At 40.1% G+C, this 15,665-nt stretch carries 7 protein-coding genes; 4 read left to right on the top strand and 3 right to left on the bottom strand.

Annotation, left to right across the window (positions count from 1 at the left end; all coding sequences use genetic code 11):
- Positions 1-232: 232 nt before the first annotated feature.
- Both RJ41_RS05670 and RJ41_RS05665 read right to left on the bottom strand, forming a co-directional pair.
- Positions 233-2,098: a hypothetical protein gene (locus RJ41_RS05670; RefSeq protein WP_052235407.1), complete on the bottom strand. Its 1,866-nt coding sequence runs from the start codon at positions 2,096-2,098 to the stop codon at positions 233-235.
- 26 nt (positions 2,099-2,124) lie between these two features.
- Positions 2,125-3,153 (bottom strand): sulfotransferase family protein, encoded by a 1,029-nt coding sequence (locus RJ41_RS05665; protein WP_052235406.1) that lies wholly within the window; start codon positions 3,151-3,153, stop codon positions 2,125-2,127.
- A gap of 551 nt (positions 3,154-3,704) precedes the next feature.
- Here RJ41_RS05665 and RJ41_RS05660 point away from each other — a divergent pair.
- The 3 genes from RJ41_RS05660 to RJ41_RS05650 all read left to right on the top strand — a co-directional run bounded on the left by RJ41_RS05660 (position 3,705) and on the right by RJ41_RS05650 (position 12,742).
- Positions 3,705-5,129, top strand: a complete 1,425-nt coding sequence (locus tag RJ41_RS05660) for a hypothetical protein (protein ID WP_039218095.1) — start codon at positions 3,705-3,707, stop codon at positions 5,127-5,129.
- Between the two features lie 14 nt (positions 5,130-5,143).
- A complete protein-coding gene (locus RJ41_RS05655; RefSeq protein WP_039218093.1) occupies positions 5,144-6,766 on the top strand; it encodes a hypothetical protein in 1,623 nt (540 codons plus the stop codon).
- Positions 6,767-7,000: 234 nt separating this feature from the next.
- Positions 7,001-12,742: a right-handed parallel beta-helix repeat-containing protein gene (locus RJ41_RS05650; RefSeq protein WP_039218091.1), complete on the top strand. Its 5,742-nt coding sequence runs from the start codon at positions 7,001-7,003 to the stop codon at positions 12,740-12,742.
- Positions 12,743-12,798: 56 nt separating this feature from the next.
- Here RJ41_RS05650 and RJ41_RS18685 read toward each other — a convergent pair whose 3' ends face one another.
- Positions 12,799-14,913 carry a hypothetical protein gene (locus RJ41_RS18685; protein WP_156964760.1) on the bottom strand — a complete coding sequence of 705 codons (2,115 nt, stop codon included), beginning with the start codon at positions 14,911-14,913 and terminating at the stop codon, positions 12,799-12,801.
- Positions 14,914-15,305: 392 nt separating this feature from the next.
- Here RJ41_RS18685 and RJ41_RS05640 point away from each other — a divergent pair.
- Positions 15,306-15,665: hypothetical protein (locus RJ41_RS05640; protein WP_039218088.1), on the top strand; the 360-nt coding region annotated here is incomplete at its 3' end.

Here is a 15,665-nt window from a genome sequence, read left to right as displayed (position 1 = left end):
GAATGGGCCGGAACATGCAACGGATACTGAGCAGCTACTATCATGGCAGTTTGCTATGCGTTAGGTGTGATCTGCGAACGCTTACAATACAAATACCCAAATGGAAATGTGTGTTCTTCAGTTAGTAGATGAGACAGCAACATGTAATATGCAATCACTCATCTTCTACTCATCGCATTTCGCTTTCTGCACAAAGGCGTCCTTTGTGCAGAAAGCAAATCAAAATCGCGATTTAGTGCTTAATAATAGTGATGTCTCTGGCTTCAATCTGAAAAGCATCAGAGTGATACTGCTTTGACAGTTTTAAGTCTTTAATTGGTATATTTAGAGGGCTTTCAGATAGATTCGTAAATACTAACCCGTTCTCAAACTCTCTATAGCTTACTAGAGGCTCACCAAATACTGAAATCGACGCTATCGAAACGGGCGTATTGTTTGAAACCGCAATACAAAATTTATTGGTTTGTATATCCGACCAATAAAACCAATTTTCAAAAAGTTCGTTGTTCAATAAACCAAACTTTTCCTCTGCAGTATGAGGTTTAACAATAAGAGTGGCCACATCAGAGTCTTTAGGTAGTTTTCCTTTTAAGCTAATGGTGAGGGGGCCGTTGTGTTGCTTTTTTATCTTGAAGCATTGTTGAGGGGGGACTTTGTTATTTCTGAAGTTAAGCGTAGGAAAAACGATATCATCTTCATTTTCAAAAGAAGTCGTTTCGATAGGCAAGGTCACCTTACCTGTAAAGTGAATAACGTCATTAAGAGGCTTTCCAAGTTTCTTGAACAACCTGAGCTCTGGCCATTTTTGGTAGTGAATGCCTCTGGGGCGGTGAGCAGGTACAATTACGGTATCGTTCATAAGTGCAGCAGCTACTGTTAGACGCCGTATATTATCTTGAGGTACTGTTTTTTCTCTATTTTCGTTCCAATATTCTGCAAGCTTTACATAGTTTAATCGTGGAAGCGCGGAAAAAGTAGACCAAAAAGAGTACCGATTCATACCGCTAGACCAATGCTCTAAATTAAGGTCTTTATTGTTTGGCCAGCCTTCACTTTCCATACCATTTAGTAAGTTAACTTCTTTTTGATTTATATAACCTCCATCGGCCAACAATAATTTGCCGTTTCCCACCTCCAATCTTAAATTTGATAGGAAGGCATTTACCCCTGCTTTATGCAAGGCATCATACTCTTCTTCGTCATCTTTAATACCATTCTGATCAACATCAATGGGACCGGGATAACCTCCAATTTTAGGTTGATGAAATTCTGTGAGGACGTCAAAGGTTATACCATCGAAAAAGTTTAAGGAGCCCATTAAATAGCTCGATAATTCTTGGGCAAGTCTTTTTGATAGGCCCTTGTCTGAATCAGCAGTTTTACCTGCATAAAACCAATTGTATTCCCATAGTCGTTGCTTAACGGTTTTATCGAAAGGGCCTTTCGACGCATGCAGAGCAATATATGCCTCTTGCGGAGCGAAGGCTTTTTTACCCGATGCGAGTAAGTCACGCTGAATCGTGATAGCTTTGTTTTTGACATCAACCTTAAGTAACTTTGCGTGCTCGGTATAGTTCCAATCTAAACTACCGTTGTTTTTTTTTCGCACCATTACAACATCGTCGTAAACCCCTTTCGCTAGAGATCTATTTCGCTTGAATGCGCGCACGTTTTCGACTTTAACAACGCTAATTTCATCATTGTCGGTTATCGGTGTGACGCTAGTTGTGCCAAGTAGATAAAGAAAGTCTGATGCTTTCATCTTTTCCGGGCTGAAAGAGGGAAGTCTAGAGCGTCCATTAAAGTGTAATAGTAAGAGCTGGTTAGGATTTTTATTCTTGAATTGTTTTAATGTTTCGTGAGAATTGTCTTCGAAGGGGCTTACCTCTTCATTTAATGACTTAATCACTATGCCATCTGCATTATCCCAGCGTTTTATCCACTCATCGGATTTTTGTTTTCTAAGACTTCCTTCTGCATATCGAAAATTAAATGTTTTCAGTTCTCTTTTATCGTCAAATACCCACGTTGGTATCTCACCAGAAACAGGAAGTGAAAGTACGGCACTGCATAATAAAATAAGTCGTTGGTAATTCATGACGATCCCTCGAGAGACTAGCAACACTAATTGTTTAACAAAGCTTCAGCTAACTTAACTCTTTGCGGAGCGTTTGCTAATACGTTGCTTTGGGACAGTGCTTCTTTTAAACCAGTCGATGCACCTGAAACACTGTTAAGTAAACCTTTCAAAATATGAGTAAAGTCGTCATCACTTATACTTTGTTGGACAAACGGCTTTTGTTGCTTATTTGTCACGTGGTTAAGCAGATGTTCAAAGCCTGCAATTGGGTATTTGCTATTAAACTGTGTGAGTGAGTTTATCGATGCTTTTCGATAAGTTTCATACTCATCAGGGGCAAGTAAAGAGTAGCTATTAATACCATTTGTTAGGCTTTGTAGGTACTTATCAATATCTCTTTCAATAGTACGCTCAAGGCTCAACTGATTTAACCATCGTTTAAACTCTAGTGATTGGAGGCTATATGATGGGTTAACGCCCTTAGTATTATCTTTTACTAAAGATTCAAGTCCTGGTCTTACAGTATTAAGAAAATCCGCGACTAAATCTCCATTTAGAAACGCTTCTGGGCAGTAGGCGCGAAGTTCGAATCTATCTAATCCAATGTCATCAATCAAGGTACTCAGCATGTCAAGCTGCCAATCTGCAGAGCGATCATTCTCTGTAAAAGCATTTGTCTCGGAATGTCGCTTAACTAATTGATTATAGTCAGACTCTAGTAAGTCAATAGGCGCGCGAATATAGCCAATAAATCTTGCATTAGGGTAGAGCTTTGCAAGCTCAGGAAGCTTGCGCATAAAGAGTTCAGATGAGAAAAGTAAAGTATTGCAATTGTTAAGCTGACAACTCTCTTTTAGCTTAAGTTTATTTTCTCTTGCGTGCCTAGGCTTATCTTTTTTGGGATTATTAAAAATAGCCGTCGCATTACCAGAACTGACTCCATTGGAGTCAGTTTGATGCTGCGGATATAGGATCTTTCTTTGCTTCAACGCGCTTTCGTTTTCGACTAACCATTTTTGTATTGCAGATGTCCCTGTTTTAGGTGGACCGAAGTGTATAACAACTTTTGCCATGAGAATTCCGTTGAATTAAGCGCTCTTTAGAAAATGCAATATAACACGTCAATAAAGTAATGTTGAAGAGACATAACTTGTGCCTACAGGTATAAAGATGGTTAGATATCATAAAAGAAAGTGCATATAATTAAATAATTGAATAGCTTTTGTACAATCATGTGCTATCTTTGTTGGAAATTTGGATGTAAAGCGAAGCGAAAGGGATTTAGATATTGCCAACCTATATTAACTAATCATTGTTGGCGAATACATACAGCTTAATATGTTAATTTTCCTTTCCTATCTTCTTTCATTATTAAAATATAAACAGTATGCCTAGCATCATTGAGCTCGTAAGTCGTCTGGTAATAATGAAACATTCACTACAAAAAACTTAACGCAAAGTAACGGCGAGTAAATTCATCTTAAGCATTTGGTTGCCTTTAATTTAAATATTGCTTAACGCCATGAACAGCTCAAACAAGTCATGGTTTTTACGCATTCCACGGATGGTTTACAGGCACGAATTGTCGTCATAGCCATCCACACATAAATAAATGGTGATGTCTATGAAAAAAATAACCACAATTCCTTTTGCCCTAGCCTTTTCAACAACGGTGTTTGCTCAGCAAGAAGTGCCCCATATTTTTACACCTTCAACGCCAGCGAAAGCTGCTGAAGTAAATGAAAACTTTGATTCGCTAAATTCGCGTTTAAATGAACTAAGCGAGAAAGCGCTACCGGAAAATATAACAATTGTAAATGTAGAGATTGACTGTACAGAAAATCCGGCTGCATTAAATGAGGCTTATCTAGAGAATTGGTACATAAAAGACTTGAGTTTTAATATCAAGGGCAGCTGTTATGGTGATATTGATACGCCGAGAAAAGAAGAAGACCCTTCAGTTCAAGTTCATGGGCAGGTACTAGGTATATACGGTGTGGACGATACAGCTGAGCTTATCGATAACGACTTGACAGGTCAGGTTGATTTATTGGGTGGTTTTGGCGGTGGCTTGTACTTAAATAATCTTACGATCAAAACTTCCGGTGATTTCCCTGTTTTTTATTCTCGCAACGCTGCTGGGTCTGTTCGCAATGTCTCGTTTATTTACGAGGGTGAAGGTTACAGTGGAGATGCTTTATGGATTCAAGAGGGTGCACAGGTTTATCTAAGCGATTTAACGATAAACGGATTTAATGGCGGTATTAGAGGAGTTAATGGAGCTGTAGTTCGAAGCTTGGGTAATATCAATATCGAAAACGTCGAGCGCGGAGTTAGCTTACAAAATTCACTTTTCAGAGGCAGAGATGCAGTTAATATCTCTGCTTCAGAAAACGCAGTAGAGCTTGATTTTAACTCTGGGTGGGAGGGCTTTGATTCAAGCCTAACAATATCATCAGGCAATATTCGCGTGGCAGATGGCAGTACAATGCGAACGAATGACCTGTCAGCTCCAGCATCTAGAATAGATGTTGAAGCAAGTGAACTGGGTGGCAGCAATTTCAACATCAAAGAACTCTATTCGCAGGGCAGTACAGTTAACATTGGAAATTCAGTAATCGCTGAATACCTAGAAGCGCACAATAGCTCTTATGTATCTATTTATAACACGCAAGTACCTGCAATTTCTGTTCAGGGCTCTTCAAGCATGGGCGTATGGGAGTCAGTCGTATCATATTATGAAGCCAACAAAGGCTCTTTTGTTGAATTTGGCGATGTGAATTTTGAAGGTGATGTAAATATTTGGTCTAACTCTACCACTTTTATTAATAACTCTACTTTTAATGAAGGCTCTCGATTAAATGTTGCTAGCGGATCATTTGCAAATATATTTGGTGGTTCAATCATAGCGCCAGATCAGTACTCATGTTATGGCGGCACGGTTGATATTGAAAATGTCGATGTTAACAGCGAGACCGAAAATAACTGCATCGATTCTGGCGGCATGCAAGATATGATTGATATGTATAAAAATAGCCGTAATAACTAAGTGTGGTGGCTCTTATGAAGAAACGGTATTTACCAATAGCCATTGCAGCAGGCTTGCATTGCTCGGTTGCTATGGCCGATGAATTGAACTGGAACTCCGGAAATTGGGATGTTGAAACCTGGCAAGACGGTGGAAACACTGATTACCTTGATACCGACGGTGATTTAGTTCTCAATATTCGCGATGACGATGATGATAATGACGGTATAGAAGATGTTGCAGACCTATTCCCCCTAGACCCCAATGACTGGGAAGACACGGATGGTGACGGATTGGGGAATAACTATGAAATTGCACTAGGTTTGGACCCTAATAACATAGATAGTGATAATGATGGTATTGTTGACGGCGAAGACCCTTTCCCGTTAATTGCCGAAAAAGTTAAGTCCATTAGGTATGTTTTGTCTATTGATGATACGGATGGCGATAATACTTCCGATTTAGTCGTTATCTATGAAGGTGAAGATAATGTAGTGTCGGGTGAAGTGATTAACAAAGTGAACGAGCAAGTTACTTTGTCTTTCCGTTTTGCTGGCACCTACACGAACTATTCAATCCATCAGCTTCCTGACATGAATAACAATGGGTCTAAAGAGGTTGGTTTATTTGGTCTGTTACCGGAAGATGGTGGTAATACGGCAGTTAAATCTAGGCTTATTGTTATTGATCCCTTAACGGGTGATGCAGTTAATACTTACAGCTGGCCTGCAAATTGGTCTGCTCCAAGTTTTGTGCAGCTAGCCGATTTAACCAACGATGGAATTCCTGAAGTGGCAATGCAGGGGAATTTCTATGTTGGTGATAGGCCGCAACTTCTTCCCAAAAATGGCGCGACAGGTGCTTCGCTTGATAAGCTATCTTTCCCTGCACTCATGTATGAACCTCAGTTTGTTCAACTTAGTGATGTAACGAGAGATGGCATACCAGAGATTGGCCTGTTCGGTAAGCTAAAGTCTAATGACAAAATCCAGGTCAAAATTGTAGATGGCGCTGATTCGTCGAATAAGTTACCTGCGTATAACTTTGGTGACGATTGGGCTGAAACGCATTGGGTGGCTCTGCCTGACATCGATTTTGATTTAGTTCGCGACTTTGGTTTATATGGCCGCAGAATTGACTCTCAGAAGGTTCAACTATTCACTAAAAGCGGTGTTGAACAAGCAGGGACGCTGGGAATTTTCAATTGGCCTGAAACGTTCGTGGACCATCAAATTGTTTTAGTCGGTGATATAGACTTAGATGGCGTGAATGAGGTAGGTGCTGGTGGCTTACGTTCAGACACTGACCGCTATCAGTTCATTGTTAAAAGCGGTTCTGATAGGGATTCGACATTATCAAATATCGGTTGGCCGAACAGCCATTCCGAAGCTCGATTCTATTATTTAGGTGATGTTGATGGTAACGGCGTCGACGATATTGGGCTTGCTGGAGTAAAGACGGCTTCTTCAAGGTTTGAAGTCTCTGTCAAGGGTATTGATAATGCAAAAACGGTAGTTTTTACATCAAGAACCCAATGGAAAGAACTTCCAACGGTACTTTCAGTTCCTGATATTAACGGCGATACTCTACCTGACGTGGTTTTATACGGTGAAGATGTTCTTGGAGTGAGCAAGTTAGAAGTGTTTAGTTACCTTTAAATTAATCAAAAGCGGTTTAAAAAAATCAAGCTCCCACTGGCTTATGGAAAAGCATTGTAAGCATCTGATTTTTTTGCCGCTTTGTCTTTTTTTAGGAGGGTGATATCTTGTTTTTTATGGTTTGAAATGGTAATGGACCTTTTAATCGTATAAGGGTAATAGTATATTCCGATGCTACGTTGTGCGCCTTGTAACAATTGCCCATAATTTTAAATACTAATAACGAGCATCTATATGAAATGGACTTTGCCTGCCTTCTCTGGTTTCCTTCTACTAACCGCACCAACAGCGTTTTGTTCGACTTCACAAGATGTTGAAATTCATTTTAATCGTGCGGATGGTACTCATGTCGAGGCAATTCAAAAAGACGACGACGTACTCCTTACCGTCCATAACTCGGCGGCTAACGCTAAAAAAAATGAAAAAGAAACGATAGATGTGTTGGTCACCAGTAGCGTTGAAAATACTGGAACACCAGCCTCAATTGAGAATTTTATTGCGTTTGCTTCAAATAAGGGAAATGGAGAAGTTAGGGTTAAGCTGCTTAGCGAAACCGTTGTGGAGCAAAGTTGGGAAATATTGGCGCTTAATAACTATGAGTTTTTAATCACAGGCAGTGTGACTGGCAAAGAAGAAACGCATGAAAATTATTATGACGAGCCTTTTGTCTCTCGTTCTGGCGAAATTCAAATAGAAATTGATACAGGCAGTATCTATTTTGACGCTGGAGATAAATTTACATTTTCTACTGTTGCGGAATCGGCAACTGGAGACGTTGTCACATTGACGGAGACTGAAGCTGATAGTGGCATTTTTTCATCGCCAATTGTTCTGCAAGAAGACACACAAACAAACAACAATGATGGCATTGTAAATACCGCAGGTATCGATCAATTACGCGCTATTCTATTTGATGGAAATGACGCCCGTAGTGGTGAGGTAGTCGCCCAAACTAGTGTGTACTATGCAACAACCGTTATCAACGGTGCGACTTATGCTCAAAATGAAGATTGGGTAGAACAAGACAGTCCGTATTTGCTGCTCGGTGACATCAATGTTCTTGAAAATGCTTCCCTTAGTATTGAAGAGGGCGTAGAGATATGGGTTACTTCGAACACTGACAAAACTTCTAACGGATATTACCCAGAGAAAACAGAGATTAGCGTTAATGGAGGTATTTCCTTTAACGGCTCTGCTGAAAAACCAATTAAAATAAAGTCTTTTGCAAAAAGCCCAGGGCAAGGTGATTGGTACGGTATAAGGTTAGATAACCCCTCTCAAGCAGTGTTTAGGCACTTAGAATTGTCGAATGCAGAGTCAGGCCTCGTTGTTAACTCATATGATAGTGGGTTAAACGCCATCTTTGATTGGGTTCAAATCAAAGATGGCGTAAGTGGTTTAAATATTAGTCACTGTGAAGAATGTGAAATTTCAATTGCAAATTCTACTATTGAAAATATCAAGTATCAGGCGCTAGAGCTTTTTGCTCCCCAAAGCACAGTCACTTTCACTAATAATTCACTTTCCAAGGCGGGCTCTGTTTTTCTTAGATACCCAGACTCGCTAACGATTACCGAAAGTAACTTCGATACCATTTACTCTGTGAATGTCGAATCTGTAGCAAGCGAACTGCATGTAATAGATAACACATTTTCACTAGACAGCGGCCTAACTATCTCGTCTGATTACGATAATGAAAAAAAGGCATATTACGAAGTAAGCAATAACCACATTGTCAAAAATGGTGAGAATAGTACCAGTTCTTTTGGACTTTATTTCCACCTGTCTTCTAGTGGTTACGAGGCCATCGACATCATCGGAAATACTATCAGCGGCTTTGGATATATGACGTCCTACGGGACCAACGACTTTTTCACTGATGGCGGCGGGTTAGGTATATACAGTGAAGAAGATGTTCCAACGCGAATAGAGGGTAATATTATTACTGATAATGTGGGTGTAGGTATTAATTTATACGGCACATTGAGCCTTGATATTATAGACAACACCATCACAAATAACGGGGCGGGTCTATTTGTCGATTTTTGGAGCGAAAATCACGCTTTTGTGATTGAAAATAACACGATTGCTGAAAATGAGAGTTATGGCATCGAGCTGAACAATCGTGCAAACCCTCAAATTAGATATAACGATATTTATGGTAACGGTGTTTATGCGTTAGTTAATAGAACAAATCGTAATGTATCGGCTAGAAATAATTGGTGGGGCGAATCAGCAAGCGAAGAATTGTCGTCTGGTACACACCCCTCCACGGTAAGTTTTATCTATCCTGCAATAAACGCTAGGGTGAATTACTCTGGCTGGCTTGATAATTCCTTCTCGCTAGGTGGTGGGGCTGTAAATGATTTCGAGACGGGAACTATCACATTCATAAGCCATAGAAGTCAGGACATAGCGGTTTTTTCCCATAAAGACAACATCTTACTTCAAGTAATCGATAGCGGCTTAAATAAGCTTCCTAGTCAAGTCGAGAGCGTGGATGTTTTGGTGACAAGCAGCAAAGAGAATACTGGTACGCCAGCGCAAGTCACTGACATCGAAGCATCTTCATTAAACCAAGGACAGGGTGAATTAAAAGTCACATTAAATAGCGATATTGTAACGGCTCAAACTTTTGAAGTTGTCGCTCTTAATCAATATGAATTTATAGTAACGGGTTCAGTCTCGGGGCCAGAAAATGAGCGGCTTTACATTAGCGAATATTACAATGAAGTTTTTACCACAGCAGACGGTCAAATAAGTATCGTCCTTCACACGAACGGAAGCACCTTTGAAGCAGGTGATAGATTTAGCTTTACTGTTACGGAAGCGATAGTCCAAGGTGAAATCGTTACGCTTACAGAGACAGCATCAAATAGCGGAGTGTTTTCTGGTGAGGCAATACTAGAGGTAGAAAATGATGCTATAGCGAACAACGGGCTTGTTGAAATAGCAAAAGGTGATCAGTTACAGGCCTACTATGCGGATGCGGAAAGTGACTGGGGACTTGAAGAAACCGTTAATACAATGGCATATGTTGCGACTACAATTGTTACCGGGCACGAAGTTTTAGAGAATGAATTATGGGCTAGCGCCGATAGCCCATTCCTAGTAACAGGTGATATCCGTATATCAGAATACGCGAGTTTGACGATAGAACCTGGTTCTCGAGTATTATTTGTGCCCTCATACGATGGTAACCCTATTAGTGATAATTACCAATCATCACCAGACCTCGTTGAAATTGAAGTTGCAGGTGAATTTGTAAGTGAAGGTAGTATTGAGTTACCAATTGTATTTGAAGCGATTGGACAACGAGAAAACCAAGCAGACTGGGGAGGCTTTTTACTTCATGATACCTCTCAAAGCAACTTCACCTTTACGCATATTAAAAATACGAGTATTGGCATTTACTACAGCGTTTATCGCAGCGGTATTTCATGGGAATTTACTAACAGCGAACTCTCTTATAGCCGAAATGGAGTAAGTATAGAGGCTTACTGTGACTGTGAAATAGCGATTAAAAATTCACAGTTTGACCACATTGAAAACGCAGCTTTTTCAATCAGTGCATATGACTCTAATGTAACCTACGAAAACAATGTTGTGAGTAATTCGGGAAATGCATCTATTTCCGCAGCTAAACACTTGGCGTTTACTGACAATATTTTAGTTAATCATGGCTATTTTTATATTGATAATATTTCTGCAAGTTTAACTTTTTCCAGAAATACGGTTGATGGTGGTGAGGGCGGCTCATTAGGTTTCTATCCCTATTACGAAGAAGGCTCTGCTTTGCTGGTGGAAGATAATTCGATTGTTGGTAGTGGGCTACAAGGTTTGATGATACAAACGTATGGAAGTGGCATTAATTCATATCGTGTCTCAAATAATTACATTAGCGGGTTTGGCTCAAGGTATGAGAGTCAATACTGGCCTACAGAGTACAATGGTTTTGGGTTACAAATTAGTGCTGGCGATGAAGTTATGCCAGTAGTAACGGGAAATACCATTGTAAATAACAATGGTGTAGGTGTTGAAATACGAGGCGAAGCATACGCAGATTTTTCTAATAATAATATCTTAAACAATGGTGTTGGGATTGTAGTTGATATAGATGAAGAAAGTGGTAACGAACGCTTATCGATTAGCGACAACACCATAGCGAACAATCAAGGATATGGAATTTCCATATTTAATCATAGAGCGATTCAAATTAACGGAAACGACATTTCAGGTAATGGAGAGTTCGCGTTATACAATCAAAGCCTCAATGATGTAGATGCAACAAGAAACTGGTGGGGAGATGAAGCGCTTGAAGAGTTGAACGCGCTTATCAAAGTGGAAAACGTCAGTTTTATTTATGATTTTTTTGATGAGTCCTTTTACAGTGTCGTTGACTACGCTGATTTTAAAACAGAATTCAGCTCAGACACCGATAGCGATGGCTACCTCGGTTATCTTGATAATTGCCCATCATTAAGCAACCCTCTGCAAGAAGACTTTGATAACGACGGAATTGGTGATGTTTGCGATCTTGACGACGACAATGATGGTGTAATTGACCTTTTAGATGCTTTCCCTTTTGATAGCACAGAATGGCTAGATAGTGATGGGGATGGATTAGGTGATAACTACGAACTGCTAGTAGGCTTTGATCCTGAGCGTCCAGATTCGAATGGCAATGGCATACCAGATGGTGAAGAGTCGCTCGACAATCTGAAAACTATCGCTAGTGTGTTTAGCATAGCTGATATCAATGGTGACAGTACAAACGAGCTGGCTGTAACGTATAAATCTATTAGCAACGAGATTACCACAAGCATTATTAATGTCTCTGCACAGAAAGAGCTGAAGCTCATGAAATTTACAGGTGACTTTACGCAATTTACCGTTCATCTGTTCAACGATATGAATGGTAATGGCTCTCACGAAATAGGTGTGTTTGGCGTTATCGAGGATCCAAGTACTGTTGCAGGTGTTCGTTCAAAGTTAATGGTCAAAGATTCAAAAACTGGCAACGTTGTGCAGAACTATGCATGGGCGGGTAATTGGAATAATCCGCAACTAGTGCAATTGGCCGACTTAAATAATGACGGTATCCCTGAGGTTGGTATGCAAGGGGCATTTTATGACGGTAATAGGCCTCAACTGCTCCTACGTGATGGCACCAACGGTAGGGCAATGCAAAAGTACTCATTTCCTGCATTGATGAAAGCGCCACAGTACGTTCAACTAAGTGATATGAACGGTGATGATGTACCCGAAATCGGCATGTATGGAAGGTTAGTGTCTAACAATAAAATTCAAGTGAAAATTATAAGTGGGGTAGATGCTTCAGATAAGCTTCCTGCGTATAACTTTGGTGATGACTGGGAAGGAGAGTCATTCCATAATTTAGGCGATATTGACTTTGATGGTCAAAACGATATTGCGTTGTTTGGTCGCCGGTTAGAGTCAAAACAAGTACAGGCATTCACAAAAAGTGGTGTTTCTAGGATAGGTACTTTGGGTATTTTCGGCTGGCCAGACAGCTTTGAAACATTCCAATTGATGATAATGCCAGATATTAACTTTGACAGCGTTATGGAAATCGGCGCCGCTGGTTATAGAGAAGATGTAGACAGGTATCAAGCAATAGTGAAAAACGGCGTAGATCGCAATGACACCATGTTTACAGTAGGTTGGCCGAATACAGTTAGTGAAGCTGAATTTGTAGCGCTTAATGACTTTGATGGCGACCAAGTGGTAGATATAGCGCTGTTTGGCCAGAAGAGTAACGGTGCTTTTGAGGTAAACATAAAGAGCGTACACAACGTTAAAGTTGGGTCGTTTAACTTGGGTCCTAACTGGTCCGAGAAACCCAAGCTAGCTATCGTTCCTGATTTAAATGGTGATGGTCTTAACGATATTGTTGCTTACGGAGCAAGCAAGCTTGGCTATAACAAGATGCAAATACTCAGTAATCTAAACTAAAAAAAAGAGGTAGAGCTTAGCTCTACCTCCTTTTTCTTACTCTGGAGAAATATTCCTTACTGGAGACTTCCAAATACGTCCAAATCGAAAACGGTAACGCATTGGCCTGAACCGGTTTCACTTGTGTCGGTTGTAGTAATTGAGCCCGTTAAAGCAATCGTACTTTCAGTAGTAGCGGTAACAGTTAGCTCAAAAACATCAATACCATATTCAATATCAATGGCTTGTGTTACAGCATCGAAACTACCTGAAATAGTTACAGGTTGCCCTTCACCTTCAATATCTATAACGAGAGTAGCTTTACTTAAATACTCGTCGATACTAAGTTCAGCTTCCATTGTATCCTCAAGTCCTACGTACTCGTCATCTATGTTACAGAGCGTGCCCTCTTGGCTTGAGATCACAGAATCTATAGTTAGCTGATAATTCAATGTTGAAGGAATTGGCGATAAAATTGGCGTTATAGCGATACTTTCACCGTTGTAATCAAAAGCAGCTAGGACCTGGTCTTCACCTATCCCTGGCGCCACGTAATTGAGATTTGGCTTAGAAGTCCATTCGCCTCCCAGATTAATAATATGCTCGACAGTGAAATCTTCACGGCTTAGCCTAATTGCAAGCTCGTATTGTCTTCGTTTTCCAAAAATTGCAGCATCTTGAATATTATCACCATCAATGTCGTTTAAAATATGAATGCTTGCATCATCCCATTTATTCGCCCATCCAATGACCGCTAATAGTGTGTTCCTATTTTGCCCATCTTTTATAAGCAGTTGCCATCGGTTCTTCTCAATATTGAAGCCGCCAAGAGCAAACTCTTGAATGCCGTCATTAGTAAAGTCAGAAAACCTTCCAAAAGTTATATTGGTTAAATCGGGCCACGCATATATGCTTAATGCGCCTATTGGAGATTGGCCATCTTTAATAATAAGCTGCCACCTTCCATCTATTTTGGATTGCCCCAGTAATGCCCAATCGTGCAAACCATCGTTGTTTTGGTCACCTACATTTAACCATTGCACATCAGTCCAATTGTCGGGGAAGTTATATCCAAATAATCTGGTTTCAACTTGTGCGCCATCTACGATCCTTATTTGAGGTTTATTATTTATTGTGGCGATACCAAACATGGCTATTTCATTCGTTCCATCCTGATTAAGATCGTTAAACGTCATATATTGCGGTGCAGCCCACTGAGCTGGAAACGATGCAGTGCTTATGTATGAATTGGTTAGACCATTTTTAATAACAAGCTGAGGTCTTGCGCCTTCAAAAAACTCACCCTGAAGACCTATTTCGACAACGTCATCTCCAGTTATATCAGGTAGTACGACGATTGAAGCATTAGACCAATTTGCTACCCAGTTTAGTACGCTGACTCGGCTACCAGTAAGGCTATCTCTTATAAATAACTGTGGCTTCCCTTCATTTCCCTCGTCAGAACGTATTCCGAACAAGCCGATTTCACTAGAGCCGTTACCGTTCATATCAGGAAGCGCGTACAGAGAAGCTTGGCTATAAGCACCCTGCCAAGAAAGGTTGAAGCTACCGCTCAAAGAGCTTACAAAGTAGCGCCCTGTATCTTCATTAAATCGGAATAATACTGGCTCACTATATTCACCTTTAGGCGTAACGATTTCGCCAATATCAGTGGGAAGTAATTTGGTTATTGTCCAATTATTATCATTTACTGGAATATCACCAACGCGATAATCATTAGTTTTTTCAGGGATCCCTGCCCAAGCCCAAATAATACATTGCCCTAATTCATCTGACTGAATGCATTCTGCGGTATTAACATCAACGTAGGGAGAAATAAGAAAACCACCCGTCACACCAAAAGCGCAATCTCCTCCTCCGTTTTCATAAAATCCATCAAACCCTTTTGCACATACCCAAAAATCTAACACATCACCTGATAGGCTCATTTTGGGCACGTTCACTGGGTCAGCAGCACGCATTTCGGTGCTATCCGAGAGATTGTAATTAATTCCCGATAGGTCAGCTTCTATAAATTTTTCAATAATGATGGTATCGCCATCTTCGGCCAACCTACCTTCAATAATGCCTGAAAGCACTTCTCCCGGAGTACCTCTTGGGGCGCCATCGAAAGTGTACGAGAATGAATAGCGTTCGCCGCATTGAGCTGAAAAAGCAATGATACAAGACATACAGACCAACATTACTTTCAATCGCGTATTAATAAGACGTAGAAAAGCAAGGCACATATCAACTCCCTTTGAGTGTTTTTTGAACTGCAGGTTGAATATTGATCAGTTTTGTGGAGGGCGTCAAACAAAAAGCAGATTATTTCTGTAGGAAAAGCGAAGGGCTTACGCAATTACGTTAGGTCTACATGAAGAAGTTAAATATAATTTTTATATTATATTTAAAAGTTGGTTAACCATTGAGATGAATTAACATTTAAAAAAATATATGATGTTGATTCTTATCATTAAAATGACTTTAGTTTTCGGCAAAAAGGGATTTTGGCCGTAGTCTCTACATCGAAACGCATTTTAATTATTTAACTACGGCCAATAAAATCACTAAAGGACAACTGGTGAAGCTGTACAAAATAATAACTAAAAGTCTATTTGTCGCTGCTTTTCTTTCACAAAGTGCTAGTGCAAACACAGACATAGATCTTAACGATGATGGCCTTGTTGACGAGGAACATTATTCTACCAACCTACTATCCAATGCCGACTTTACGCAAAGCGGTGAGTCTTGGACAACAAGTGGGTTAGTTCATATCACAGGGAAAAATAGAAATAACGTCGATAGCACGATGTTAGCTTCAGCATATGATTATAACTCAAGAGAAGGTACGGCCTCTCAAGTTGTTACGCTAGCCTCATTGGGTTTTAGCGATTCAGAAAGCTTAGATGTAGTGTTAAGTTCTAATCAAATGAAAGCGGTA

This window comes from Alteromonas marina (assembly GCF_000808575.1).
Classification (GTDB): domain Bacteria; phylum Pseudomonadota; class Gammaproteobacteria; order Enterobacterales; family Alteromonadaceae; genus Alteromonas; species Alteromonas marina_A.
This window is presented reverse-complemented; position numbering and strand designations above follow the sequence as displayed.

What these genes read in the sequence shown, in the direction of transcription:
- RJ41_RS05670 (WP_052235407.1), bottom strand. Translation starts at nt 2,098, where the DNA reads ATGAATTACCAACGACTTATTTTATTATGCAGTGCCGTACTTTCACTT.
- RJ41_RS18685 (WP_156964760.1), bottom strand. Translation starts at nt 14,913, where the DNA reads ATGTCTTGTATCATTGCTTTTTCAGCTCAATGCGGCGAACGCTATTCA.
- RJ41_RS05665 (WP_052235406.1), bottom strand. Translation starts at nt 3,153, where the DNA reads ATGGCAAAAGTTGTTATACACTTCGGTCCACCTAAAACAGGGACATCT.
- RJ41_RS05660 (WP_039218095.1), top strand. Translation starts at nt 3,705, where the DNA reads ATGAAAAAAATAACCACAATTCCTTTTGCCCTAGCCTTTTCAACAACG.
- RJ41_RS05650 (WP_039218091.1), top strand. Translation starts at nt 7,001, where the DNA reads ATGAAATGGACTTTGCCTGCCTTCTCTGGTTTCCTTCTACTAACCGCA.
- RJ41_RS05655 (WP_039218093.1), top strand. Translation starts at nt 5,144, where the DNA reads ATGAAGAAACGGTATTTACCAATAGCCATTGCAGCAGGCTTGCATTGC.